The sequence below is a fragment of the Nocardia sp. CY15 genome (genome assembly GCF_009829295.1).
Taxonomy (GTDB): domain Bacteria; phylum Actinomycetota; class Actinomycetes; order Mycobacteriales; family Mycobacteriaceae; genus Nocardia; species Nocardia sputi.
Genome location: NZ_VUOT01000013.1, coordinates 31640 through 57993, shown reverse-complemented (window position 1 = coordinate 57993; position 26354 = coordinate 31640). Strand labels below are relative to the sequence as shown.

Sequence of the window (26354 nt, the reverse complement as noted above, 5' to 3'; positions counted from 1 at the left end):
GATCACACGCCGTGATCGCGAACCCACCCCGCGATCTGAGTGCGGGAGGTGAAGCCCAGCTTGGTGAGGATGTGCTCGACGTGGGTCTCGGCCGTGCGAACCGAAATCACCAGCTCGGCGGCGATGCGCTTGTTGCTGTGGCCGGCTGCCACCAGCCTGGCGACGTCCTTCTCCCGTCGAGTGAGGACATCCGCCGCCTCGGACGCGGCCGAAGCGGGGCGCGGCGACGGCGCCGCGGCGGGCGCGCGGCCCAGCGCGTAGTCGATCGCCTCGCCCAGCGACAGCGCGGCGCCGCTGTCGAACACCTCTTGGAACACGCGCTCGCCCAGGGCTTCCCGGGTCCGGCCGCGCATCTTGTCGCCCAGTACGCCGGTGATGGCGTGTGCCAGCCGTACCGTGCTGCGCGCGAGGATCTCCGCGGCGCCCAGCAGGCGCGCGGCTCGTTCGAAATCGGCGCGCGCGACGGCCGTCCAGGCCAGCCCCTCGAATGCGGAGGCCAGCCACACGCATCGGTCGAACTGGCTGAACATCTCGATGGACCGGGCGAGATACCCGGTCGCGGCATCCTGATCGCCGCGCCGCCAGTGATCCAAGCCCATCGACCACTGCGCCAGGCCGCCGAGCAGATGCGGTCCCCGTTCGGTGGCGACCTCGAGCAGCCGCTCGGCGAATACGGTGGAGCGCGCGTCGGCGAGCACCAGCGCGCACACGAAAGCGAAAGCGAGGCTGTCCATCTCGATCGCGTGATGGCCGCATTCCGCCGCGAGATGCGCCGCCGTCTCCGCCGATTCGAGGGCACGGGCGGTGTCGCCGTCGTTGAAGGTCAGCAGCGCCGAATCGAGCACGGCCTCGGCGAGGATGTCGGGGGCGTCGAGTTTCCGTGCCAGAGCGACGCATTCGTCCACCAACTGGTGAGCGGACCCGCGATCGGACAGCAGCGCCGCGAGCGAAGCCGCCGCGGAGAGCGCGCGTGCACGCGGCCGCGTCGGTTCGCCGGACTTGGCCAGCGCGTCGGTCAGCCAGCGATAGCCCTCGGTGAGGAAGCGGTTGTGTTCCCAGAACGGCCGCAGCACCGCGGCCATCTCGAGCGCAGACTCCGGTGTGCCCGCGAGATCGAACTGGAGAGCCGCGCGTAGATTCGCGTGCTCGCGATTCAGTTCGCGGAACCAGGCCACATCGTCGGAACTCCAATACGCGGTTCGGCCGCGCAGCGCCAGCCGCCGGTAGTGGTCGCGGTGGCGTGACCGTACCGCGGGCTCCTCACCCCGTTCGGCCAGCCGGTCGTGGGCGAACTGCCGGATCGGCTCCAGCATCGCGTATCGGCCGATGTCGCCGTCGTAGCGCAGGCTCAGCACCGATTTGTCGACCAAGCCCCGCAGCGCGTCGAAGAGCGTCCGCGGGCCGGGCTCCTCCACCACGCACACGGCTTCGGCGGCGTCGATGTCGAAGCCGCCGGAGAATATCGACAGCTGTTCCCACAGTCGCTGCTCGGCCGGGGTGCACAGATCGTAGCTCCAGCGGATCGCGCCTTCGATGGTCTGCTGCCGTTCCGGCGCGAGACGCGGTCCCGCGCTGAGCAGGCCCATAGTGTCGTCGAGCCGGGCGAGAACTTGTTCGGGCGTGAACATGCGAAACCGCAACGCGGCCAATTCCAGCGCGAGCGGAATACCGTCGAGCCTGCGGCAGATCGCGGCCAGTGCGCCGCGGTTCGCGGGCGTGGCGGCGAAGCGCGGATCGGCGGCACCCGCTCGCTCGGCGAGCAGCCGCATCGCATCGCTGTCTGCGGTCTCGTCCTCCGGTAGCGGCAGGGGCGCGAGGGGCATGACCTGTTCCCCCTGCACGCCCAACACCTCCCGGCTGGTCGCCAGCACCCGCACGTCGGCGGTGGTGGCCACTAGCCTGCCTGCCAGTTCCGCGCAGGCCTCGATCAGGTGCTCGCAGTTGTCCAGGATCAACAGCAATCGTTTGTCGGCGAGGAACCCGGTCAGCCGCGGCAGCGGCGCCGCCGTGTCGTCCCGCAGCGCCAGCGCCTCCGCGACCGTCACCGTCACCAGATCGGGGTCGTGCACGTCGGCCAGTTCGACCAGCCAGACCCCGTCGGGGAACGCGCGCGCGACCGCGGCGCCGACTTGGCGGGACAGCCGTGTCTTGCCGACGCCCCCCGGCCCGAGCAGCGTCAGCAGCCGTGTCGTGGGCAGCAGTCTCTTCGCGGCGGCGAGTTCTTCCCGGCGCCCGACGAAACTGGTGACCTCGGCAGGGAGATTGCCGATCGGACGCCGCGCCATGGGTGTCAACCCTAGGTATCCCGTCTCGCGTGCACGAGCGTTCTGGGCAAATTCCACTGTGCCGGGCGTGCTCGGCGCTCGCGCCGATGTGCGGAGACGGGCAGAGCCGCCGGCGCGGGAGGGACCGGATCGCCGCCGTTCACCGGGCGGCGACAGCGGCGTCGACCTCGGTCAACTGATGGCGCATACGGTCACGTTTGGCGCGAAGATAACGCACATTGTGCTCGGTCGCCCTGATCTGCAGTGGAATGCGCCGTTCGACGACGATGCCGTACGTGGTCAAGTCGGCCTGTTTGGCGGGATTGTTGCTGAGCAATCGGACCGACCGCACGCCCAGGTCGGCCAGCATCCGCGCCGCGGCGCCGTAGCGGCGGGCGTCGACGGGCAGCCCGAGCCGCAGGTTCGCCTCGACCGTGTCGGCGCCCTCGTCCTGCAACTCGTAGGCGCGCAGCTTGTTCAGCAGTCCGACGCCGCGTCCCTCCTGTCCGCGCAGGTACACCACGACGCCGCGGCCCTCCTCGGCGACGGCTCGCAGCGCGTCGTCCAACTGCTCACCGCAGTCGCAGCGCAGCGATCCGAACGCGTCACCGGTGAGACATTCGGAGTGCACGCGCGTGAGCACGTCGTGTTCGCCGGGCTCGCCGAACACCAGCGCGAGATGTTCGGCGCCGTCGGCTGTGTCCCGGTAACCGATCACCTGGAACTCGCCGAAACGGGTGGGCAGCCGGGTTTCGACGACCCGGACAACGCCCGACTCGAGCCGGTGGCGGCAGGCGATCAGGTCGGCGATCGAGATGATCGGGATTCCGTGCACCCGGGCCATGGTCGACAGTTCGGGAAGCCGCGCCATCGACCCGTCGTCGCCTACCACCTCCGCGATGACGGCGGCGGGGCGCAGACCCGCCATTCGTACCAGGTCGACGGCGGCCTCGGTATGCCCCTGTCGGCCCAGCACGCCGAGCGGGTGGGCCCGCAACGGGAACACGTGCCCGGGGCGGGTGAGATCCCGGGGTGTGGTGGCGGGATCGGCGAGCAGGCGCATCGTGTGCGCGCGGTCGGCGGCCGAAATGCCGGTGCCGACACCCGCCGCGGCGTCCACCGAGACCGTGTACGCGGTGCCCTTCGGGTCCTGGTTGACCGCCGTCATCGGCGGCAGTTCGAGCCGGTCCAGGTCGTCTCCTGTCATGGGCACGCACAACACGCCGCTGGTGTGCCGTACCAGGAATCCGATGTTCGCCGCGGTCGCCTTCGCCGCGGCGAGCACCAGGTCCCCTTCGTTCTCGCGGTCCTCGTCGTCCACGACGAGCGCCATGCCTCCGCTCGCGATCGCCGCTACCGCGGCAGGCACCGAGTCCAGTTCACCGGTCATCGTCCGCCACCTCCATATGCCTGATCGAAATATGCCGGGGCGACAACAACCAGTCGGCGTCTCACTCAGTGAGGCGATCGATGTCCGCGAGCAGCTCCTCGGCGAAATCGCGCTCGGCCTCGTAGTGCCGCACGCACCAGCGGAGCACCAGTTGCGGGTAGACCCAGTCCGGGTTCGCCTCCGCGCCGTGGGCGTCGGCCTCGGCGCGCTGCCGCATCTTCTCGGCGTAGGCCGCATGCTCGGTCAGGATCTCGCGCATGCGGTGGGGCTCGGCGAGGTTGCCCAGCCACGCCCGCAGCATCACGCTGTGCTTGAGCACCGGCGCCTCGACGGGCGCGTGATTGACCCAGTTCGTCGCGGCCTTACGGCCTTCCGGCGTGATGGAGTACATCCGCTTGCCGCGCACACCGTCCTCCTGCACGACCGTGCGGGAGGTGGCGTAGCCGTGTTTCTCCAGGCGTTTGAGTTCGGCGTAGATCTGGCTGAACGACGGGCTCCAGTAGAAGAACTGCAGGCTCCAGTCGGCCCACTTCTTCAGGTCGTAGCCGGAGAGTTCGTCGGCGTGCGAGAGCATTCCGAGCACGGCCCACGCGGTGGTCGGCAGGTCGGGCACCGCGGGTGTGACGCCATCGGTCATCGTCGGAATGTACCGCCCAGGCATATCCGGATTCGGACTATCGCCAGCGCGCCCGGCGCGGGAACAGCGTCCGGCCGGCCTCGTGGGAGATTTCGAGCAGGACCCGCGCCAGTTTGTCGAAACTCATCGCCTCGGCCCGCCCGGACAGCGACAGCGCCGCGGGGGCGGTGCCTCGACCGCGCAACGGCGCTGCGACGCAGGCGATTCCGTCCATGGATTCCTCGCGGTCCAGCGCGATGCCTTGGCGCGACCGGATCTGGGCCAGGGTGCGATGCAGGGCGTCCGGCTCGGTGATGGTCTTGGGCGTCAACCGCGGCAGCCGGGAGTGGAACGTGGCTTCGGCGATACTCGGCTCCAGGGCCGCCAGCATCGCCTTTCCGAGCGCGGTGCAGTGCGCGGGCATGCGGCCGCCGAGGCGGGTCGGCAGCATCGCGGCCAAGCGGCCACCGGCCTTGTCCAGGTACACGACCTCGCGTCCATCGAGTACCGCGAGATGTCCGACCATGCCGGTGCGCTGACACAACTCGTGCAGCAGTGGACTGACGGCGTCGCGGATCTCGTTGTGGTCGGCGGTGAGCCCGCCCAGTTCCAAGGTGCGCATGCCGAGCCGGTACCCGCCGGAGGTGTGGGCCAGCCAGCGCAGCCGGATCATCTGGTTGAGGATCCGATGCACTGTCGAGCGCGGCAGGCCGGTGCGTTCCACCAGGCCGAGCAGTGTCAGCGAAGGGGTGGCGGCGTCGAACGCGTCGAGGATCAGGGTCATCCGTTCGATCATCGACACGGGCACCTCGGCGGAGCCTGCTTCGGTCGCCTTGGGGCGAGCGCGGTGGGCGCGCGGCTGCGCCTCGGGTAGCAGCGTGACGGTCATCGGAACCTCCGTCGGTCACATTCGTCTGCGTCGACCGAGCAACAGCTGCTCGATCGCTTGTGTCTCCCATCACACTGACGGGTGCGCGACCGGGCCGAATCGGGAGAACTACGTAGCTTCTACGGATCTGGATCTCGGTGACCGGACTCCGATCTTGACGCTCCTCGGGCGGCGCCTGCTGTCATAGCTGTCAGGTATATGCCTGATCGAAATAGGAGGCCAGATGGAACCGGTGCTGGAGACGGACGGATCCCCGCTGGACGTGCGCGACTTCAAAACCGTGCTGGGGCGTTTCTGCACGGGCGTCACCGTGATCACCGCGCGAGCGCAGGACGGGCCGGTCGGCTTCACCTGCCAGTCGTTCTCGGCGCTCTCGCTGGAGCCGCCCGCCGTCTGCTTCTGCCCGGCGCGCACGTCCACGTCCTGGCCGCGCCTGCGCGAGGTGGGCCGGTTCTGCGTCAACATCCTCGCCCTCGACCAGCAGGAGATCTGCGGGCAACTGGCGCGCAGCGGCACCGACAAGTTCGCGGGAGTCGACTGGGAGCCCTCGCCGAACGGCTCGCCGCGGCTGGCCGGGACGATGGCGTGGCTCGATTGCGAACTCGAGCGGGAAGTCGACGGGGGGGACCACACCATCGTGATCGCGCGCGTCACCGCACTGTCGGAGCATCGCGAGGCCCCGCCGCTGCTGTTCTACCGCTCCGCGTTCGGTCGGCTCGATGTGGCCTGAACGCCTCCCGGCCAGTGGGACTCCACATTTCCGCACTCGCATGCCGAACCGAAATATCGAGGTGACAAACGTGCGCGAATTGTGGAGGAACCGATGACTACTGACACCGAGGTGCGAGTGATCGACGCGGGCGCTCCGCCCGCCCGTTACGCGCGCGGCTGGCACTGCCTGGGGCTCGCGGCGGACTTCCGGGACGGGAAACCGCACACCGTCGAGATCTTCGGCACCGAACTGGTGGTATTCGCGGGTACGGGCGGAGAGCTCGTCATTCTGGACGCCTACTGCAGGCACATGGGCGGGAACCTGGGTGACGGCCGCATCGAGGGCGACTCGATCGCCTGCCCGTTCCACGACTGGCGATGGGGTGGCGACGGCCGCTGCACCGGCATCCCCTACGGCCGCCGGGTCCCGCCCCGGGCGCGGACTCGCGCATGGCCGACGCTGGAGCAGAACAAGCAGCTGTTCGTGTGGAACGACCCGGAGGGTAATCCGCCGCCGGAGCAGGTCACCATCCCGCGCATCGAAGGCGCGTTCAGCGACGAGTGGACCGACTGGACCTGGAACACCATGGCGATCGACGGGGCCAACTGCCGCGAGGTCATCGACAACGTGGTGGACATGGCCCACTTCTTCTACGTGCACTTCGGATTCCCCACCTACTTCAAGAACGTCTTCGAAGGTCACATCGCCAGTCAATACATGACCTCGGTGTCGCGCGAGGACATGATGGGGGAGACCGCGAAGGCGTTGGGCGGCAGAAATGTCCTGTACTCGGACGCCTCATACCACGGCCCTTCCTACATGATCGACCACCTGCGCAGCGAGAGCGCGGGCCTGACGGTCGAGGGCATCCTCATCAACTGCCACTATCCGGTGTCACCCACGAGATTCGTGCTGCAGTACGGCGCGATCGTGAAGAAGCCCCACGGTGTGCCCGCGGAGCAGGCCGAGGAGATCGCGGCGAAGTTCGCCGGGGGTCTCGGCCGGGGCTTCGAACAGGATGCCGCGATCTGGAAGCGCAAGACCCGCATCGACAATCCGCTGCTGTGCGAGGAAGACGGGCCCGTCTACCAGCTGCGCCGCTGGTACGAGCAGTTCTACACCGACGTGGACGAGATCGACCCGAAGATGACCGACCGCTTCGAGTTCGAAGTCGACACCACCCGGGCAGTCACGGCGTGGGAGGCGGAAGTCGCCGGGAACCTCGCCGCGCAGCGCGCCACCGCCGGAGCCTGAGCGGACCGCTATGGAAGAGATCACCTGCCGCAGCTGCGGGACGTGCGTGCGAGTCGAGAAGTTCAGCCCGCAGCACACCAGCGTGCAGTGGAGCGCGGTCGCGGTGGCGGAGTGCGCCGAGTTCGCCGCAACAAGCACGCGGGTGCGGACCTGCGTCGCCCTGCGCGACAGCATTGATGCGGCCGTGACAGGCGGTCTCATCGACGTCACCACCCGTGACCGGGACGTGCCGTGAGCGCGGAGCGCGCGGCAGCCGTGGACGATCGCAGAGGAGACACGACAGTGATTCGGGCCGACGCTGCCACGCGGCCGCCGACGCGAGCCGATATCCCCGACGACGCCGAGAACCCCGGCGGAATCCTCACCCTGCGGGTGACGCGGGTGATCCAGGAAACCCACGATGCGGTATCGCTGGAGTTGAGTCCCGCCACAGCGCGGTCGAAGCCGATCGACTATCGCCCGGGCCAATTCCTGACCCTGCGGATACCCAGCGAGCTGACCGGCTCGGTGAGCCGGTGTTACTCGCTGTCGAGTGCGCCGCACGAGGACGGTCCGTTGAAGATCACGGTCAAACGGACGCCGGAAGGCTACGGGTCGAACTGGTTGTGCGACAACGCCGTCGAGGGCATGGATGTCGACGCGCTGCCGCCCGCGGGTGTCTTCACCCCCGCGTCGCTCGACGTTGACATGCTGTTGTTCGCGGCGGGCAGCGGAATCACCCCCGTGCTGTCGATCCTGAAATCGGCACTGGCGGTCGGGTCCGGTCACTGCACGCTGATCTATGCCAATCGTGACGAACACTCGGTGATCTTCGCCGCCGAGCTCGCCGACCTCGCCGCCCGGCATCCCGGCCGCCTGCTCGTGGTGCACTGGCTGGAGACGGTGCAAGGGCTGCCCACCGGCGCGCAACTCGCCGCGCTGGCGGGGCCGTGGTCGCACCGCGAGGCATTCGTCTGCGGTCCCGGCCCCTTCATGGACGCCGTCTCCGCCGCGCTGATCGGGCCGGGCGCCGATCGCCGACGTGTGCACGTGGAGCGATTCGCGTCGCTGAACGGCGATCCGTTCCGAGCCGATACCGCCGCCCCCGCCGACTCCGTCGACTGCGCCGTGGTCGAAGTCGAACTCGACGGCCGGACACGCCGGATGCCGTGGCCGCGCCACCAGGTTCTGCTCGACGTCCTGCTGGCGGGCGGCCTGGCGGCCCCCTACTCCTGCCGCGAGGGCGCATGCAGCGCCTGCACCTGCCGGCTCGTCGCGGGCCAGGTGCGTATGCGGCGCAACGAAGTTCTCGACGACGCCGATCTGGCCGAGGGTTACGTGCTGGCATGCCAGGCGGTCCCGGTCACCGACACGGTGCACGTCACCTATTCCTGAGGAGTACGACGAACAATGGCTGACATCGCCTCGCTCGGCTACGTCCGAGTCGCCATTACCGATGTGGCGGCTTGGCGCGCCTTCGCCTTCGACGTGATGGGCTTCGCCGAGGCCACCGGACCGAATCCCGACAGCGTGTACTTGCGCATGGACGAGCACGCTTATCGCTTCGAACTCGTTCCGGCGGATCAGGACCGGGTGCTGGCTGTCGGCTGGGAGGTGCGCGACTATCGCGCGCTGGCCCGGGTGCGGGACACAGTGGAGCGAGCGGGCGTCACTGTCGCACCGCTCGACCGAGAGAAGATCGACGCACTGCGCGTGGAGGAAGCGTTCACTTTCACCGATCCCGCGGGGTTCACCATCGAGGTCTTCCACGGCCCGGTGCTCGACCACAGCCCGGTCGTCACCGTGCACGGCAATCGCTTCGTCACCGAAGGGCTGGGACTCGGTCACGTAGTGCTGCCGGTGCCTGATCTCGCGGAGGCGAACCGCTTCTACTGCGAGGTGCTCGGATTCCTGCCGCGTGGCTCGTTCCGAGTGCCGACCCCACCCGGCGTATGGCCGATTCGCGTTCGATTCCTGGGTGTGAATCGGCGTCACCACAGCCTCGCGCTGATCCCGGGCACTCGTCCCGACGGTCCGGGGCTGGTGCACATCATGGTTGAGGTCGACGAGCTCGACGCCGTCGGCCGGGCTCTCGACCGCGTCATGGGCGCGGGCTACCCGTTGTCGTCGACTCTCGGCAGGCACACCAACGACAAGATGATCTCCTTCTACGTCCGCACTCCCGGCGGCTGGGATCTCGAATACGGCACCGAGGGCGCCCTGGTCGACGAATCCGTCTACAGCGCCGAGGAGATCACCGCCGACAGTTACTGGGGCCACGAATGGTCTCGTGGCTGACCCGGCCGTCCGGATCGCCCCGATCGTCCTAAACTGTCGATTCGAGAAGGAAGGACGCTGATGAAGCGAAATCTGAACTGCCCGTGCGGAGAATCTATCGTCGGAACCGACGAGGACGACCTCGTGGAGAAGACGCAAGCCCATCTCGCCCAGAACCATCCCGGGCACGAGTATTCGCGCGACGAAATCCTGTTCATCGCGTACTGATCGAGGGTATTCGCGCCGTCACGGTCTGGGGCGCAGGCCTTCGATCATGTGCGTGGTGGTCTCGTCGAGCAGTTCGTCGGCGGTGTCAGCGGCGATCACGCCCGAGCCGACGAAGGTGGCCAGGCCCTGGAGCGCGGCGACCGCGGACAGTGCGATGCGCCGCGGGTCGCCGGCTATCACTTCGCCCAGCTTCTGCGCTTCGGCGATGCGCGTGACCGGAATCGCGAACGCGGCGTCCACCGCCTGGGACATCGCATCGCCTGCCGCAGGGCTGTGCCTGCGCGCGAACATCAGAGCGATGAGCGCCGGGTTCTCGGTCGCGAAGTGGAAATAGGTCCGGGCCAGCGCGCGGATGTGCCCGTCGATCGAACTCGCGGCCGCGGTCTGCTCCAGGGCCGCGGCGAGTCGTTCGAAACCGGACACCGCGATAGCGTCCAGCAGTGCCTGTTTGTCCTTGAAATGCCGGGTCGGGGCGGCGTGACTGACACCGACGTCACGAGCCAGCCCGCGCAGCGACAGGCCGTCGACACCGGACTCGCGCAGCGTCGCCTCGGCGCGCTGCAGCAGTTCGGCTCGTAGGTCGCCGTGGTGGTAGGACCGGCTTCGGGAGATCGCCATGGTGTCAGCAGGATAACAAAATGTAGGCATTGCCTACTTTGTAGGCGGTGACTACATTTGCTTTTCATGACGGTTCGGACCTTCACCGCCCCGATCGCGGTGCTGATGGTCTTCGCGGCGCTGCTCGCCACCATGTACCTCGGCTACGCGGGCAATACCGAGAAGAACCTGCACGATTTCCCGGTAGCGCTGGTCAACCAGGACGTGGGCGACACGCTGGACGGCAAGCCCGCCGATATCGGGGCCCAGGTCACCGACGCGCTGGTCGCGGGCATCCCGGCGGAGAAGGTCGATCTGCGCGTCGTCGGCATCGCCGAGGCGCGCAAGCAGTTGCAGTACGGCGAGGTCTACGGCGCCATCGTCATCCCGTCCGACTTCACCAAGCGGCTGGCGATTCTCGGCGCGGCCGCCGTGGTCCCCGGTGAGATCGAGCGCCCGGTGATCACGATCCACACCAACCCCCGGGTCGGGCCCTACACAACCGGCATCATGCAACGCATCGCCGACCGTGCGCTGGACCAGGTGGACGAGACCGTCGGCAAGAACTTGACCGACCAGGTGAATTCCGCCCTCGCCGAGGGGCCCGGTGCGCCGGTCGAGCTCAGTGGCGCCGCCCGCCTGATGCTCACCGATCCCGTGCAGATCGTCACCGCGCCGTATCGCCCGATGGACGATGCCGCCGGGCAGGGCCTGGTCGCGTTCTTCTATACGTTGATCGTGTTGCTGGCGGGCTTCACCGGCGCCATGATCATCCACACACTCGTCGATTCGGTCCTCGGTTTCACTCCGACCGAATACGGCCCGTGGTTCGTCCAACCGCCGGCCACCGGGATCTCCCGCTTCCATACGCTGCTCGTGAAGTGGGCGGTTCTCGTGACCGCGGCGCCGATTCTGTCCGGGATATTCCTCGCCGTGGCCGCGGCGCTGGGTGTTCCGCTGGGCAGCGCGCTGCTGCTGTGGCTCTACGGAACACTGGCCATCGTCGCCGTCGGTGTGACCGCGCTGGCCGTCCTGGCCACTTTCGGCACCGCCGGATTGCTGGTCAACTTGATCCTGTTCGTCGTCCTCGGCCTGCCGTCGTCGGCCGCCACGGTTCCGCTGGAAGCGACGCCCACCTATATCGCGAACCTGGCCGCCTTCGAACCGATGCACCAGATCTATCTGGCCGTGCGCGCCATCTTGTTCTTCGACGCCCGCGCCGAAGCCGGTTTCGGCCTCGGATTGTGGATGACGTTGCTCGGCCTCGGAATCGGCTTGCTCCTCGGTGCCATCGCCACCTATGTCTACGACCACCGGGGACTGCACCGCGCGGCAGCGCCCGCCGACAGCGCACCGGTCGTGCGGGTGCCCGCCGCCCGATGAAGGGTCCGGTGATCAGTCGTCCACGGCGTCCAGGAGTGTGTCGAGCTTTTCCGGGTCGACGCCGAAGCCGGTCAGGCGGTTCAGCGGGATGGAGGCGATCATGCGCATCATGTCCATGCCGAGCGCGGTCCCTTCACCCATACTCTCGGACATACCGCCGAACACTTCGGCCAGCGCTGCCGCCGCCGTCGGATCGGCCAGCGCCTCTCCCAGGGTCGACTCCGCCGTGATGGGGATCCGCAGTTCGTCTCCGGTGAGGTCCACCCGCCCGGTGACGCGCAAGTCCCGGCTGGAAGCGCCTGCCCACACCTGGTAGGTACCGGTCTCCACGATCCAGCGGTCGACGCGAGTCTCCCAATAGGCGAGTTCGTCTCGCGGGAGCAGGATGGAAACCTCCTCGCCCGCCCCGGGTTCCAGGTCGGCGGTGACGGCGAACCCCTTCAACTCGCGGGCCGGACGCGTGACGGAGGATCCGGGCGCCGCCGTGTACACCTGCACCACGTCGCGGCCTGCGCGGGAACCGGTATTCGTGACCAGGACGCGCACCGTGATTCCCGCTTCGTCCGCCGCGAGTGCCGGCTCGGAGTAATCGAAGGTGGTGTAGGACAGGCCGTGCCCGAACGGGAAGGACACCTCCATATCCCGGCTGTCGTACCAGCGGTAGCCCACATACAGTCCCTCGCCGTAGCGCACGTGCGAGTTCTCGCCCGGGAAGTTCAGGTAGGCCGGTGTGTCCTGCAACCGAACCGGCACCGTTTCCGCGAGCCGCCCCGATGGATTCACCACACCGAACAGCACGTCGGCGAGTGCGCCGCCGCCGGCCTGGCCGAGTAACCCGCCGTCCAGGATCGCGGGCGCCAGTGCGGCCACCGGGGCCAGCCGCACCACTCCGCCGTGCGCGAGCACCACCACCGTGTCCGGTTGCGCTCGCACCACCGCCTCCAGCAGATCCAGCTGATCGGAGGGCAGCTCGAGGTGTTCACGGTCGAATCCCTCGGATTCCTGCGTGGCGGCCAAGCCGAGGAACAACACAGCCACGTCCGCGTTCGCGGCGGCGTCGACGGCTTCCGCCCGCAGCGCGACGTTGTCCGCGTCCGGGTCGGCCGTGGTGAAACCCCGGCTGTAGGAGACCTGTGCAGAGCCCGCGAGCGCGCGGATCTCCTCGAGCGGCACATCGAGCCGGGTCGGGTTCACATGCGAGCTGCCGCCACCCTGGTACCGGGGTTCCACCGCGAACTCGCCGATCACCGCGAGTGAGCGCCCTGGCGTGAGTGGCAGGAGGTCACGCTCGTTCCGCAACAGGACGACGCAGCGCGCGGCGACCTCGCGGGCCAGCCGATGGTGCTCGTCGGCGGTATCGGCGGCATCGGCGAGTTCGCGTCCGGCCACTACCCTCGCCGCCAGCGTCGCCACGTTCCGCGCAGCCCTGTCGACGGCCGCCGCGTCCAGCGTGCCCGCGGCCACCGCCGCCACCACCTGCTCGTCGGAGACGCCGCTGCCGCCGGGCATCTCCAGATCGAGCCCGGCCGCCACCGAGGCGGGCCGGTCGGCCACCGCGCCCCAGTCGGAGACCACCGCACCGTCGAATCCCCACTCGTCACGCAGCACGTCGGTGAGCAGCCAGCGGTTCTGCGCCGCGTGCACGCCGTTGACGCGGTTGTAGGAGCACATCACCGTCCACGGCCGAGCGGTGCGCACGATGTGGGCGAACGCGCGCAGGTAGATCTCGCGCAGCGGGCGCGGGTCGATGTCGGAACTCGCGCGCATCCGATCGTGCTCGGCGTTGTTGGCGGCGAAATGCTCGAGGGAAGCGCCCACCCCGGTGCTCTGCAGGCCCGTCACCCATGCCGCGCCGAGCAGGCCGGTGAGTAGCGGATCCTCGGAGTAGTACTCGAAATTGCGCCCGCCGCGCGGATCCCGCTTGATATTGACTCCCGGCCCGAGCAGCACGTCCACGCCCAATGCGCGGGCCTCCCGGCCGAGCGCCGCGCCCACCCGCCGCACCAGCTCGGTGTCCCAGCTCTGCGCGAGCCCGACCGCGGGCGGGAAGCAGGTGGCGGGCAGGCTCTCGGCCAGCCCGAGGTGGTCGGTCGCCCCCGGCTGTCTGCGCACACCGTGCGGGCCGTCGGTCAAGGTCACCGAGGCGACCGGACCGACTACTTCCGCGACCGCTACCGCACTGTCCGCGAGGCGCTCACCCGCACCGTCGCCGAACTCCGCGAATCGGGTCGCCTTCCCCGTGACATCGATCCGGACCGATTCGCCGTCATCACGTCGGCCCTGCTCGACGGCCTGCAGACGCAGTGGCTCTACGACCCGGGCGTGGACATGGCCGACCACGTGGCGTACTTGTGGGAGCTGATCGAACGCTCCGGGGACTCCGAGCGCTGACACCCGTGCGTAGCGGCAGGTAGGTGGGACTCCAGGGTCCGGAGATCACGTAGTCGGCCACCCGTGCCCACGCCGCCGGTGCACGCTGTTCGTTCGAGCACGACGCCTCGATCCACGCCGGTAGACTCGAACTCGGTGGTTCGCGTCGGCCATACCTCGTTCGGCCGGACGCAGCCACAGGAGTGGGAGATGAGCGCACGCGACGGCCCCAGCCCGCGGCGGTTGCATCGCAGCACTCGATTGCTGGTGATCGCCGCCACGGTGTTCGTTGTGTCGCTGTTGATCATTCCCCGCCTGATCAGAGGCTATGTCAGCTGGTTGTGGTTCGGTGAAGTCGGATTCCGAGGCGTCTGGCTCACCGCGCTGTTCACGCGCTTGTCGCTGTTCGTCGTGGTCGGCCTGATCATCGGTGGCGTCCTCTTCGCTTCGATGTGGCTCGCCTTCCGGTTCCGTCCGCTCTTCGTCCCCGATGCGGGGCAGGACGACAGCCTCCGGCCGTATCGGGCGATGGTGCTGCGGCGGCCGTCGCGGTTCGGGCTCGGCATCGCCGCGACGCTCGGTCTGCTCTGCGGCCTCATAGCGCAATCGAGCTGGATGACAGTTCAACTGTTCCTCCACGGCGGCTCCTTCGGTGTGTCGGATCCCCAGTTCGGCCACGACGTCGGGTTCTTCGTGTTCGACCTGCCGTTCTACCGTCTCGTCGTCAACTGGCTGTTCGTCGCCGTCGTACTCGCCTTCTTCGCCGGACTCGCGACGCACTACCTGCTCGGAGGACTGCGGCTGTCCGGAAAATCCCGCGGCCTGACGCATGCGGCGCGCGTCCAGCTCGCGGTGCTCGCTGGTGCGTTCATCGTCTTGAAGGCCGCCGCCTACTGGCTCGACCGGTACTCGCTGCTCTCGAGCAGCAGCAAGGAGCCCACCTTCGCGGGGCCGGGCTACACGGATATCAATGCCGTGCTGCCCGCCCGCCTGATTCTCTTCGCGATCGCCGTCATCTGCGCCGTGGCGATCTTCGCCGCCGTCGTGGTGCGCGACCTGCGCATTCCGGCGATGGCCGCCGCGCTGCTGTTGTTGTCCTCGATTCTCGTCGGAGCGGTCTGGCCGCTGGCCGTCGAGCAGTTCTCCGTCCGCCCGAACGCCGCCGACATGGAGCGCGTCTATATCGAACGCAACATCGCGGCTACTCGGCAGGCGTACGGAATAGGCAGCGATCGGGTCGATTACCAGGCCTATTCCGGTGTCGGCAGCAAGCCGCCGTCCGAGGTGCCCGCGGACGTGACCACGATCGCCGATGTACGCCTGCTGGATCCGAACGTGCTGTCGCGAACCTTCACCCAGCAACAGCAGCTGAAGAACTTCTACAGCTTCCCACCACATCTGGACCTTGATCGGTACCGCGTCGGTGGGGAACTACGCGACTACGTGGTCGCAGCGCGCGAGCTGACGCCGAGCGCGCTGAGCGGCAATCAGCGCCATTGGGTCAATCGGCACACCGTCTACACCCACGGGAACGGGTTCGTCGCCGCACCTGCCAACCGGGTCAACGCGGCGGTCCGCGAGGCCGCGGGCGACGCTGCCAGCAGCAACAGCGGATACCCGATCTACGCGGTCGGCGATATCGCTTCCCAGGCATCCGGGCAGCAGGTGATCCGGGTGGATCAGCCCCGCGTGTACTACGGCGAAGTGATCGCCCATGCCAGCCCGGACTATGCCATCGTCGGCGGCGGCAGCGAGCCCCGCGAGTACGACACCGACACCACCAAGTACACCTACACCGGATCAGGCGGTGTCCCCATCGGGAACTGGCTCGATCGCCTCGCGTTCGCGGCCACCTACGCCGAACGCAACATCATTTTCTCCAAGGCCATCGGTCCTGAGTCGAAGATCATCTTCAATCGCGATCCTCGCCATCGCGTCGAGCTCGTCGCGCCGTGGTTGACCACCGACAACAATCCCTACCCGGCGGTCGTGGACGGCCGCATCGTCTGGATCGTCGACGCCTACACCGCGGTCGACGGTTACCCCTACGCCAAGGGCAGCTCCCTGGAAGCTCTCGAGCCGGGCGAGGACGCCCGCCGAGGATCACCGCGACAGGTGTCCTACGTGCGCAACTCCATCAAGGCCACCGTCGACGCATACGACGGCACGGTCACTCTCTACCAGGTCGACCGGCAGGATCCGGTGCTCGCGGCGTGGATGAAGGTATTCCCCGGCACCGTCGAACCCGAGGAGTCGATCACGCCGGAACTGCGCGCGCACTTCCGGTACCCCGAGGACTTGTTCACGATCCAACGCGAGATGCTGGCCAAATACCACGTCGACGAACCGCGCGAATTCTTCACCACCAACGCGTTCTGGTCGGTGCCGAGCGATCCCACCGTGGAGACCAACCCGCACCAGGCTCCGTTCTATGTCCTGATCGGCGACACCGACACCGCCGAGCCGTCGTTCCGGCTGGCGAGCGCGATGGTGGGGTACAACAGGGAATTCCTCTCCGCCTACGTCTCCGCGCACTCCGATCCCGAGAGCTACGGCAAGATCAGCGTCTTGCAGCTGCCGACCGACACGCTCACCCAAGGGCCGCAACAGATCCAGAACTCGATGATCTCCGACACCAGAGTGGCATCCGAGCGAACGCTGCTCGAGCGCTCGAACCGGATCCAGTACGGCAACCTGCTCACCCTGCCGATCGCCGACGGCGGCGTGCTCTACGTCGAACCGTTGTTCACCGAACGGATTTCGACGGCACCGAACGCGTCGACATTCCCGCAGCTGGCGCGGGTGCTCGTCAGCTACCGTGAACCGGGCACCGGCGGCGTGCTGGTGGGATACGCGCCGACCCTGGCCGAGGCGCTCGACCAAGTATTCGGTTCAGGGACCGGCCGGCTCGCCACCCCACCCGGTGGCGGTCCCGGGGCTCCGCTGCCACCGGGCCAGCAACCGGCGCCGCAGCCGTCGCCACAACCGTCAGCGCAACCGCCACCGCCTGCGGATCAAGCGAAGATCGCCGAACTCAACGCGCAGATCGACGAAATCCGCGCGGCGCTCGAACGTCTCCAGAAGCAGTTGAACGACCTCGATCGCAACGGTCGCTGACGTTCGCGTCGGGCATCCCGCCTCCGCTGGTCTCACTCCCGGGCGGATTCGGCTACTTCGACTGTTCCGCGTGAATCAGGCTGCGCCGAGCTCGTTCCAGGTACGGCGGAATACTGCGAGGCCGGAGACTCCGGCAAGTGAACGAGAATCAGGCCCACGGCGGCGATCAGGAAGTTCTGCAGCGCAGCCGAGGAGGCGTTGACGTCGTCGTTGGCCCACATACGGAACCATTCGCCCGCGACGGTCAAGAAACCGCCTGCGAACAGCAGCATCGCCATGGTCCAACCCAGGCTCGACAGTTTCACCGCCACGTCGAGTCCGGCTCGGAGCCGGCGCGGCCGCCCGGTCAGCACCCGGACCCACACAGCCGCGCCGGAAAGCAGCACGAAGGCGATCAGGAATTCCCAGATCACGATCAGAATGTAGGCGACGAGCGCGACATTGCTGTCGGTGATCGCCCGCCAATCCGTTCCCGGAGTGTGGATCGTCGATTTCATCGACAGTACAGCGGCCACACCGTTGCGGTTGGTGTCGGTGTCCACGCAATTGGTGAAGGCGACGAACAGATAGTAGAAGCCGGTGATGGTGGCCAGCGTCGCCACCGCCATCCGACGGCTACCGAGCACGTCGAGAACCTTTGCGCCACTGTGCTTCATATACTTCCACCTCGGGTCGACTGGCATGAATGTCAGGCCATCCAGGCGTCGACGATCATATAAGCACCCCGATCGTGCTCCGTCCCCACGGCGGGGAGGCCCGGGAATCGAGAAGGCTTCCATCGCAAAGCCTTCCGTCACCCCGGCCGGTCACGACCTCTATCCGGCCCGTTCCAAAGGCCGTCGCAGTGATCGGTGTGCGGTAGGACCGGAGTCCATGAGGTCACAGCTTTCCGTCGAGCACCTCGGCGGGAGCTCACGTGAGCTCCCGCCGAGGCGTCCTGTCCTACTGCGCGGTGGTCTGCCGTTTCGGCAGCTTCCACCCCGGCCGGGGGAAGTGGCAGGTGTAGCCGTCGGGGTAGCGCAGCAGGTAGTCCTGATGCTCGGGCTCGGCCTCCCAGAACGCGCTCGCCGGGGTCACCTCGGTGACCACCTTTCCGGGCCACAGCCCCGAGGCCTCCACATCGGCGATGGTGTCCAGGGTGGTGCGCTTCTGGTCGTCATCGAGATAGAAGATCGCCGACCGGTAGCTGCTGCCGATGTCGTTGCCCTGGCGGTTCTTGGTCGTCGGGTCGTGGATCTGGAAGAAGAATTCCAGCAAATTCCGGTAGTCCGTCCGGGCCGGGTCGTAGACGATCTCCACGGCCTCCGCATGGCCCGGGTGATTGCGATACGTGGGGTGCTCGTTGCGTCCACCGGTGTAGCCGACGCGCGTCGACACCACTCCCGGCTGCTTGCGGATCAAGTCCTGCATACCCCAGAAGCATCCACCGGCCAGAATCGCCTTGCGCGTGTCGGTCACGCCTTCTCCTTCGCGAAGAGAGTCCTGTACTGTCCGTAGCCTTCCGCCTCGAGATCGTCGAGGTGGATGAAACGCAGCGCTTTCGAATTGATGCAGTACCGCAAGCCGCCCGCCTCGCGGGGGCCGTCGGTGAACACATGCCCGAGATGGCTGTCGCCGTGCGTCGAACGCACCTCCGTGCGGACCATCAGATGACTGAAGTCCCGCTTCTCGACCACGTTCCCGGCGTCGATCGGCTTGGTGAAACTCGGCCATCCCGATCCGCTGTCGAACTTGTCGACCGAGGCGAACAACGGCTCACCGGACACCACATCCACATAGATACCCGGCTCGTGGTTGTCCCAGTACTCGCCCGTGAACGCCCGCTCGGTCCCGTTCTCCTGAGTGACGTGGTACTGCTCAGGGGACAGGGCGGCGATCGCCGCGGGATTCCGGTTGTACTCCCGTGCCACATGACCTCCTCATATCGGCCCCTGGTACAACCCGCGCGCAGGCTCGGAAAATCCCGGCGAGCCCGGCGTCACACCCCGGCCGGGCGGCCGGCAGACGCCCTGCGCCGCCCGCCGCCCGCAGCCTCGGCTGTCCGCCGCTATGCCGTGCGAGTCACGGCATCTTCGGCAACAGAGGGAGCGCTGATTTCCTGCGCTTTCCGGTGGGGCACGGTGAACACGGCGATCACGCAGAGAATGGCGACGACGAAGCACGCCAGGGTGTACCAGAGATTCCCGATGGGGTCGCCTTCACTCGTCACGCCGTCGACGGCGCCGAAGAAGTCGGGCAACGCGGTCACCCAGAGGAATGCCATGACGCCCAGGTACACCACGCTGTAGATCCGGACGAAGGCGTTGGTGTAGGGCGCGCTCTCCGCAGAGGCTCGCCGCAGCCGCAGCCACTGGCGGGTGAGGATCACGACGGCGACAATGGTGACGATCACCAGTTCGGTCGCGTAGAGGAATCCGCGCACCGTGGTACTTCCCATCCCCAACACCGTCGCGGGGATCGGCAACACCGCCGTGCCCAACGAGGCGAGTATGCCGATGACGACCGTGCGCCAGACCAATTGCGGCCCGGAGAAGGATTGCCCTCGATCGACGTGGCGGCCGACGAACAACTGGACACAGAACGCCAGAGACATCGGCCATAAAGCCGCGAATACCACGACGCTCGGAAGTGGCACCGAATCGAACATCGGCTGATTGATCGGGTTGTCGATCGACCATTCCCACCACCGCAGCTGCGGTCCGAGATGGTCGAAGATCTCATAGAAGGCATGGTGGACGAAGCCCACGCCCACCGATCCCGCGAGTACCCCGTACCGCCGGAAGACTCCGAGCATCCTGACTATTTCGAAGGCCAGTGTGGCCATGAACGGATAGATCGCGATGATGTAGAGCGGTAATCGGCCCCACAGAAATTCCACGGTGAACAAGTTGTGCGCGAACATCGTGTCGACATGCGCATCGATACCGAAGGCCGCCGGGAAGTACAAGGGTGGTTCGATGATGAACAGGTATGCGGTCGCGCCGAACCAGAGCACCAAGTTGGTGGGATCGCCGTGGCGGCGCAAACGCACGATCGCGTAGATCAGCGCGAGTATCGCCCCCAGGACGATCGTGAACTCGAGTACGGGCAGCGTCCAGTTCTCCAGCGCGAAAGGATTTCGCACCTCGACCAGTCCGCCTACCTCCGCGCAGGCGAAGCCGAGTTCCGTCGCGAGTTGGTCGAAGGTGGGCGCGCAAAGGTCAGCCATCGGTCCACTCCTATCCTGCGACCGTGTCAGCGGTGTACCAGTGCGACACGTCGTAGCCGGCGTCGTAGCGCTCGAACCACACGCCGGCCAGTGCGGGCAGCTTCTCGTGGTCCGGGTTGTGCTTCGGCAGCTGACTGCGAATGACGCCCGCCAACGCGACGAGTTGCTCGCGGAGCGGAAGATGGTCGAACGCGCGGGGCATCGGTCCGTTGTCCTCGGCATGAAGGAACGGCAACCACTTACGCAGCTTCTGCATACGCCGATAGGACGCGAACATCGACAATGCGTCGATCTTCCGATCCTCCAGCGGGACATGCTCATTGAAGCCGGCGCAGGCCAACCGGATCACCTTCATCACGTGACGGAAGATCGACGGAGCCATGCGCATCCGGTATACGTCGCTTCCGACGACCGAATCGAAGATGATCAATGCGGAACTTCGATGCTCGACTTCTTCGACGAAGTGCCAGATGAAAAGGGAGGCTACCCGGTCGTCTCCCGGCCGGAACAGCGTGTCGTCGTTGTCGAGCATCAGTTTGAACACCGGGGTGAAGGTCGCCTCCAGGTCGGCGGTGTAGGCGAGCCGGTATTCGACCGAAGTGTTCACGGTGAGGCGATCGAATTCCGCGATCACTTCGTTGAGTGTCTCCTGTAGCCCCGGGTAGCGCCTGATGAGGCCGTTGGCATGTTGGCGGTGGGCGGTGGAATGCTGCCCTTCCTGGCGTACGAACGCGTCGGCTTCCTCAGCGACCGCTGGATCGGTGATCAGCGGCATGGCCTCGCGAATCATGTTGACGATCATCTTCTCGAAGCCGATCGCCAGGAAAGACACCGCGTTGGCCATGGACGAGAAGGCCGGATTCTCCTCGTTCCACAAGAAGGGCACGTCGTAGTCGGCGAATGCGAAGCGCATCTTCCGGACTTGAAGATCGGTCACTGGCTGTACCTCGTCTTTCGAAATGCACCGGCCCGGGGGCATCGCTCCGATGCCGCGAGCCATGTTGTTTCGGTGATCATACACAAAATGGCTATTGTGTATGATGACAATCGGACGCTCGAACACCGGGCCGGGGGAGGGGGCCACCCTGTGATACGGTCGATCTCTGATCCGGATGGTCGGCAGGCTTTCCATTCAGGGGGTTCGCAAGCGACAGGCTTCGAGTCGAGGAAGCGGGCAGTGGCACGAAGGCGCGGGTGGGGCGGGAGTCCGCCGAAAGACGACGAGGAAGCTTCTCGCCGAATCGTCGCCGCCGCAGTCGATCTGATCGGGCGCACGGGTGCGGAGATCAGCATCGCCGACGTCGCGGAGTCGCTCGGTGTCATCCGTCAGACGGTCTACCGATACTTCCCGAGTGCGGACGCGCTGATGACGGCCGCGGCGATCGCGTCGGTCGACGGTTTCCTCGATCGGCTGACGCAGCAGGTCAGCGGTATCGAAGACGCCGTGGAAGCGATGACCGAGGCAGTCGTCTACACGCTGGCCGAGGTACGGCGAACGCCCCACCTCGGCATCTTGCTGTCGAGCACGTACTCGAACGTTCACCCCGAAAGCCTCACCTCCGAAGAAGCGCGAGCGTTCGGGATGACGATGATCAAGCGCTTCGACGTCGATTGGGAGCGTTACGGATACGACGACGAGTCGCTGCACGAACTCGTCGAATACGTGCTCCGGACGATGCAGTCCTTCTTCATCTCTCCGGGCAACCCGCCACGCGGCGAGGACGACCTGCGACGATACCTACGCCGGTGGATGGGAGCCGCGATCGTCGCCCAGATGAAGCCGTCGGCGAGCGTCTAGCGCCTCGTTCGGACAGTTCGTCGCGGTACCGATACGGCAGCTCTGTCTCCGGCTGCTACTCGTGGGAGCGTCGGCGCCGTCAGGGCGCGTCCAGCACGCTCGCCGGAACCCCATAGGGCAGGAACCGCACCCGACGGCGCGCATCGGTGTTGTCGCGATGCGCGCGCAAGGCTTCGAGTTCGCTGGGGAAGACCTGGTCGACCCGGGCCTCGCCGAGGTCATCGATGCTGTAGATCGCCCACACCCCGCTGCCGGTCTCCCCGGTGGTCTCGCCCTCGGCTTCCGGTGGACGTGGCCGTTCCGGTTGAACGAACTGACCGAACAGCGACGCCAGTGAACCGAGGCTCGCTTGATCTACGCGATCCAGATATACGCCGGCTTTTCCGAGCAGGTCGCGGAGCTCGGTGCCCGCCCCACGCAGGGCGCGTTCGAAATCTTCCGGATCGATGCCGAAAGGCCCGTTGGTTGCCATCGCATGTGCTCCTGGGGACGAGGTGGGCGTTACGTCCTCAGTGTCCTCGCGAAACGCCGACTTCGCCACGCCGACCTCGCCCGCCCCCCGACGCCCCACCTTCGACCCGGCCCCGGCAAGTGCCTTCCCGGCGACTCGGATCACGAACTCGTCCTCCTTCGCCAACAGTCGACCGGCGTGCTGATTGTCCGCCCGGACCGCCGGAACGCCGCCACCCGACCGCTGCCGCGGGCGGTCCGGCAGTGCCCGAAATTTCGTTTTGCGACGTTCGGCTTCCGGTTGGAGGCAGGATCCGTCCGTTGACCGGTTCGTCGGGCGGACTCGCCGTGATACTCGTGCACGACCGTCGCTACGACGGCTGAAGGGCTCACGCGCAGAAGGGAAACCGATGACAACCAGCCTGCCCGCATTCCCCGCGGCGAACGAGGATCTGCTGGACACCTGTATCCGGCTCCGGGAGATCGCGCCGGTGGTCGAGGTGGAGTTCCCCGGTGGCGTGCCCGCCTACCTGGCGCTCACCCACGACGCGGTGCGCGAGATCCTCGCCGGGGACAACAAGACCTTCGCCCGCGATCCGAAGCACTGGCCTGCCCTGTACGACGGTTCGATTCCCGAGGACTGGCCCTTGCGTGCCATCGTGCAGGGCGATCACCTGTCCACCAAGGACGGCGACGACCATCGTCGGCTTCGCGGCCTGATCAGCAAGGCGTTCACCCCGGGCCGGGTGCAGGCTCTGGAGCCGCGCGTCCAACAGATCATCGACCGATTGCTGGACTCGGTGGTGGCGGCAGGCGACGGTGTCGACCTGGTGCCCACCTTCACCGAAGCCCTGCCGATGGCGGTGATCTGTGAACTGTTCGGAGTGCCGGAACCGGAGCGGGATCGGCTGCGGCGCTGGACCGCGACCCTTCTGGCGCACACCACTCCGCCCGAGGAGGCGTTCGCGACGCAGAACGCCCTCATGCTGTACCTGTACGAACTGGCGGACCGCAAGCAGCGGGAGCCCGGGGACGACCTGACCACGGGCCTGGTGCAAGCCCGCGACGAGGGGGACAAGCTCACGGCCGAAGAGCTGGTCGCCGTCCTGTGGATCATGTTGGTGGCCGGCCACGAGACCACGGTGCACATGCTCGGATACGCCATTCTGGCGCTGTCGCGGCATCCCGATCAGCTCGCGCTGGCGAAGGCCGAGGACCGCTGGGCCGATGTGGTGGAAGAGACTGTGCGCTACCGCCATTCGGTGATGATGACGAGTTGGCGGTTCACGCTGACGGAAGTCACCGTGGCGGGCGTGACCATTCCCGAGGGCAAGGCGGTCGGCGTGGCCTACCAGGCATGCGGGATCGACCCGGCCCAGTACGGCGAGACGGCGAACGAGTTCGACATCACCCGCAAGCAGCACGGCGGACATCTCGGGTTCGGCCATGGACCGCGGTACTGCATCGGGGCGGGGCTGGCCCGCTTGGAGGGACGGCTCGCGCTCGCCTCGCTCTATCGACGGCTGCCGAACCTCGCACTCGCCATCGATCCGGAGAACATCCCGTATTCGCCGTCCTTCTTCACCATCGGCCCGCTGTCCCTGCCGGTCAAGCTCGGTGACGAACGGGGGTGAGTGCGGCCCGACGCGGCAACCCGTGCCGGGGGCCGAGGTCTTGTTCCGGACCGCGATCGGAGGCCGGATCGACGCCGAGTCTCCGTAGGGTGCCGGTTGCCGCGTCGGGAGACCGGCACGAGTCGGCGTTCGAGCTTCCTCGAACGCCGCTCGCGATGACGTTACGGCCGCGAACGCCGCCAATGTGGGCCTCCGCCCCCGCGTTTCCGCTGGTCAGGGCCTGTTGCGAACGGAGAACACATCATCGAAATCTAGGACAGCCTATCGCCTGTCATGTCAAGCTGCTGCGGTCCGCAGTTCCGCAGAAACTGGCAGGAAGGATCGATGACGCCGATGTCACAGGGAGATCCGATCGTCGGGACCACGTCCGAACAGCTCGCCCGAATCGCGGTCGAGGGGGCTTGGGACGCGCGGGGGCAGGTCCGCCCGGAAGCAGTGCAGTTCGCGTCGAACCTGGTGGCTGCGCTGCGCGAGCGTAGCGGCGACGGGCTGGTGCCCGATGATGTGGCCGACTTGGTGAGCCGGGCGCTGAACGTCGCCGTCCCGACGTTCCCGCGCATCGAGGCGCCGGGCGGGATCGGGCTGTCGGCGCACATGCTGCGGCAGACCAGCACCCGATCTTGCCCGCTGGTGGTCTTTCCCGCCGGATGGACACCCGTGGGTTGGCCGTTGTTCGAATACGCTTACCTCACGCTCGCGGTGAAGGGCTACCACGTGCTGGCCTACACGCCACGCGGCATCGGCTGGACCGCGCTGCCGGGTACCAACCTGCCGTGGTTCGGCACATCGGAAGGGACCGTCGACGTGGCTGGTCCCAAGGATCGGGAGGACGGCTCCGCGGTGCTCGAATACGCGATAGACGAGCTCTCGCCCAGCGGCGTCGCGTTCATGGGCGAGTCCTACGGCTCGGGCATCAGTCAGCTCGTGGCCGCGCACGACGACCGGGTGGATGTCGTCGTGGCACTCAGCACGTGGGGAAACCTCGCTACCAGCCTGTACGACAACCACACTCGCCACCTGCGGGCGGTGGACGCGCTGATCGCCCTGACCGGCGGCGACCCCGCGGACAAGTTCGACGAGGAAACGCTCGAGATCCTGGCGAAGTTCGCGGAGGGCACGGATATGGATCCGGTCGTCGACTGGGGCACCGACCGCGCGCCGGAAAGCTATGTCGGCTCCCGCGAGATCCCGACCTTCTTCTCCAATACCTGGCACGAAGGGCTCTTCCCCGTCAACCAGGTGCTGGAAACCTTCGAGAAGCTGCCGCGGCCCAAGCGACTGAACATGTGGATCGGCGATCACGCGGCGCCGGAAGGCCCCGGGCTGATCGCTCCACCCATGCCGGGAGCGGGACCGAACGAGCCGCTGCGCGAGGCGTATGCCTGGCTCGATCACTACTTGAAACGCGAGGACAACGGCGTCGACACGTGGCCGGAGATCAGCAACCAGGTCATGTTCACCTACGTGACCACCCCATCCGGGAACGGCCAGAACGTGATCATCGAACCGGCGCGGCGGGAGGAGAAGGCTTCGTGGGCAGACGTCACCACCGACACCGAAACGCTGATCCTGACCGATGAGCGTGAAGGCGGCGACGGCGCACTGACGCCCGAGGGAACGGCCGGTTGGCAGCGCAGCTTCACCGTGGGCAAGGAGCCCCAGGTCCTCGCGATGGACAAGCTCATGGCCACCGGCCAGGAAGAGTGGGCGGGCAATCCCAAGATCTACCGGACCAACGAGATCGATCGCAGCCATGCCCTGGTGTGGTCGACGGGGCCGCTGCTGGCGGCGCGCGGCGGGATAGCCCGGGAGATTCGCGGGATCCCGCGGTTACAGGTGACCATCGACAGTACCGACGAGGCCGCGACGGTGGTGGCCTACCTGCTCGATGTCGACGAGGACGATTCGGCGAGAATCATCACCCACGAGCCGAAAACAGTCGAGTCGGGCATGCCCGCCACCGTCGCTTGGGACTTGCAGGCAGCCGCCTACGACGTGCCGGACGGCCACCGATTGATGCTGGTCATCGACGGCATGGACTTCCTCTATTCCAATGCCAATTCGATCGACTCCCGGATCACCATCAGTTCACCGGCCGGCGCGGCCTCCTGCCTGGAGTTGCCGCTCGGGTGACCGTTGTGCGTGGCCCGGTTCCAGCACGGGGCCACGCCACGGTCGACGGCTCGCG

At 67.1% G+C, this 26354-nt stretch carries 24 protein-coding genes; 12 read left to right on the top strand and 12 right to left on the bottom strand.

Annotation, left to right across the window (positions count from 1 at the left end):
- Positions 1–2: 2 nt before the first annotated feature.
- From GVY39_RS35120 to GVY39_RS17330, 4 genes are all read right to left on the bottom strand, one after another.
- Positions 3–2285: a LuxR C-terminal-related transcriptional regulator gene (locus GVY39_RS35120; RefSeq protein ID WP_159925690.1), complete on the bottom strand. Its 2283-nt coding sequence runs from the start codon at positions 2283–2285 to the stop codon at positions 3–5.
- Positions 2286–2424: 139 nt separating this feature from the next.
- Positions 2425–3654, bottom strand: a complete 1230-nt coding sequence (locus GVY39_RS17340; RefSeq protein ID WP_159925688.1) for a bifunctional 3,4-dihydroxy-2-butanone-4-phosphate synthase/GTP cyclohydrolase II — start codon at positions 3652–3654, stop codon at positions 2425–2427.
- Between the two features lie 61 nt (positions 3655–3715).
- Complete coding sequence (locus GVY39_RS17335) at positions 3716–4291, bottom strand: PadR family transcriptional regulator (RefSeq protein ID WP_159925686.1); 576 nt, start codon at positions 4289–4291, stop codon at positions 3716–3718.
- A gap of 37 nt (positions 4292–4328) precedes the next feature.
- Positions 4329–5159 (bottom strand): IclR family transcriptional regulator, encoded by an 831-nt coding sequence (locus tag GVY39_RS17330; protein WP_159925684.1) that lies wholly within the window; start codon positions 5157–5159, stop codon positions 4329–4331.
- A gap of 223 nt (positions 5160–5382) precedes the next feature.
- Between GVY39_RS17330 and GVY39_RS17325 the strand changes: the two genes are divergently transcribed.
- From GVY39_RS17325 to GVY39_RS17300, 6 genes are all read left to right on the top strand, one after another.
- Entirely contained in the window at positions 5383–5889 is a 507-nt protein-coding gene (locus GVY39_RS17325) for a flavin reductase family protein (RefSeq protein WP_159925682.1), read from the top strand.
- Positions 5890–5982: 93 nt separating this feature from the next.
- The gene (locus GVY39_RS17320; protein ID WP_159925680.1) at positions 5983–7125 is read left to right on the top strand and encodes a Rieske 2Fe-2S domain-containing protein; all 1143 of its coding nucleotides are present in this window, start codon (positions 5983–5985) and stop codon (positions 7123–7125) included.
- A 46-nt stretch (positions 7126–7171) separates the two neighbouring features.
- Positions 7172–7360, top strand: a complete 189-nt coding sequence (locus GVY39_RS17315; protein ID WP_223514429.1) for a hypothetical protein — start codon at positions 7172–7174, stop codon at positions 7358–7360.
- A gap of 122 nt (positions 7361–7482) precedes the next feature.
- Positions 7483–8499: a ferredoxin--NADP reductase gene (locus tag GVY39_RS17310; protein ID WP_201295259.1), complete on the top strand. Its 1017-nt coding sequence runs from the start codon at positions 7483–7485 to the stop codon at positions 8497–8499.
- A 15-nt stretch (positions 8500–8514) separates the two neighbouring features.
- On the top strand, positions 8515–9402 hold the full coding sequence (locus GVY39_RS17305; RefSeq protein WP_159925676.1) for a VOC family protein: 888 nt from the start codon (positions 8515–8517) through the stop codon (positions 9400–9402).
- A 60-nt stretch (positions 9403–9462) separates the two neighbouring features.
- Positions 9463–9609, top strand: coding sequence for a DUF1059 domain-containing protein (locus GVY39_RS17300; protein ID WP_159925674.1), 147 nt, complete (start codon positions 9463–9465; stop codon positions 9607–9609).
- A gap of 18 nt (positions 9610–9627) precedes the next feature.
- Here GVY39_RS17300 and GVY39_RS17295 read toward each other — a convergent pair whose 3' ends face one another.
- Positions 9628–10227, bottom strand: a complete 600-nt coding sequence (locus GVY39_RS17295; RefSeq protein ID WP_159925672.1) for a TetR/AcrR family transcriptional regulator — start codon at positions 10225–10227, stop codon at positions 9628–9630.
- A 66-nt stretch (positions 10228–10293) separates the two neighbouring features.
- Between GVY39_RS17295 and GVY39_RS17290 the strand changes: the two genes are divergently transcribed.
- Positions 10294–11589, top strand: a complete 1296-nt coding sequence (locus tag GVY39_RS17290; protein ID WP_159925670.1) for a DUF3533 domain-containing protein — start codon at positions 10294–10296, stop codon at positions 11587–11589.
- A gap of 12 nt (positions 11590–11601) precedes the next feature.
- Here the strand turns inward: GVY39_RS17290 and GVY39_RS17285 are convergent, their stop codons facing one another.
- Positions 11602–13728: a glycoside hydrolase family 3 C-terminal domain-containing protein gene (locus tag GVY39_RS17285; protein ID WP_236565502.1), complete on the bottom strand. Its 2127-nt coding sequence runs from the start codon at positions 13726–13728 to the stop codon at positions 11602–11604.
- Between GVY39_RS17285 and GVY39_RS17280 the strand changes: the two genes are divergently transcribed.
- Positions 13705–13980 carry a TetR family transcriptional regulator C-terminal domain-containing protein gene (locus tag GVY39_RS17280; RefSeq protein WP_236565501.1) on the top strand — a complete coding sequence of 92 codons (276 nt, stop codon included), beginning with the start codon at positions 13705–13707 and terminating at the stop codon, positions 13978–13980. The two genes, GVY39_RS17285 and GVY39_RS17280, sit on opposite strands and share 24 nt — an antisense overlap.
- Positions 13981–14169: 189 nt before the next feature.
- Entirely contained in the window at positions 14170–17076 is a 2907-nt protein-coding gene (locus tag GVY39_RS17275; protein ID WP_159925668.1) for a UPF0182 family protein, read from the top strand.
- 32 nt (positions 17077–17108) lie between these two features.
- Here the strand turns inward: GVY39_RS17275 and GVY39_RS17270 are convergent, their stop codons facing one another.
- The 5 genes from GVY39_RS17270 to GVY39_RS17250 all read right to left on the bottom strand — a co-directional run bounded on the left by GVY39_RS17270 (position 17109) and on the right by GVY39_RS17250 (position 21221).
- Positions 17109–17855, bottom strand: coding sequence for a DUF2165 domain-containing protein (locus GVY39_RS17270; protein ID WP_240679464.1), 747 nt, complete (start codon positions 17853–17855; stop codon positions 17109–17111).
- Positions 17856–18018: 163 nt separating this feature from the next.
- A complete protein-coding gene (msrA, locus tag GVY39_RS17265; protein WP_201295252.1) occupies positions 18019–18534 on the bottom strand; it encodes a peptide-methionine (S)-S-oxide reductase MsrA in 516 nt (171 codons plus the stop codon).
- Positions 18531–18986 carry a peptide-methionine (R)-S-oxide reductase MsrB gene (gene msrB / locus GVY39_RS17260; RefSeq protein WP_159925664.1) on the bottom strand — a complete coding sequence of 152 codons (456 nt, stop codon included), beginning with the start codon at positions 18984–18986 and terminating at the stop codon, positions 18531–18533. The genes msrA and msrB overlap by 4 nt, the downstream gene beginning before the upstream one ends.
- A gap of 137 nt (positions 18987–19123) precedes the next feature.
- On the bottom strand, positions 19124–20284 hold the full coding sequence (locus tag GVY39_RS17255) for a hypothetical protein (RefSeq protein ID WP_159925662.1): 1161 nt from the start codon (positions 20282–20284) through the stop codon (positions 19124–19126).
- Positions 20285–20294: 10 nt separating this feature from the next.
- Positions 20295–21221, bottom strand: a complete 927-nt coding sequence (locus GVY39_RS17250; protein WP_159925888.1) for a metal-dependent hydrolase — start codon at positions 21219–21221, stop codon at positions 20295–20297.
- A gap of 240 nt (positions 21222–21461) precedes the next feature.
- On the opposite strand from GVY39_RS17250, the gene GVY39_RS17245 reads away from it, so the two are divergent.
- A complete protein-coding gene (locus GVY39_RS17245; protein ID WP_159925660.1) occupies positions 21462–22082 on the top strand; it encodes a TetR/AcrR family transcriptional regulator in 621 nt (206 codons plus the stop codon).
- 79 nt (positions 22083–22161) lie between these two features.
- Here GVY39_RS17245 and GVY39_RS17240 read toward each other — a convergent pair whose 3' ends face one another.
- Entirely contained in the window at positions 22162–22554 is a 393-nt protein-coding gene (locus GVY39_RS17240; protein ID WP_159925658.1) for a hypothetical protein, read from the bottom strand.
- Between the two features lie 388 nt (positions 22555–22942).
- Between GVY39_RS17240 and GVY39_RS17235 the strand changes: the two genes are divergently transcribed.
- Positions 22943–24166 (top strand): cytochrome P450, encoded by a 1224-nt coding sequence (locus GVY39_RS17235; protein WP_159925656.1) that lies wholly within the window; start codon positions 22943–22945, stop codon positions 24164–24166.
- Positions 24167–24499: 333 nt separating this feature from the next.
- Positions 24500–26299 carry a CocE/NonD family hydrolase C-terminal non-catalytic domain-containing protein gene (locus GVY39_RS17230; RefSeq protein ID WP_201295251.1) on the top strand — a complete coding sequence of 600 codons (1800 nt, stop codon included), beginning with the start codon at positions 24500–24502 and terminating at the stop codon, positions 26297–26299.
- Positions 26300–26354 lie beyond the last annotated feature (55 nt).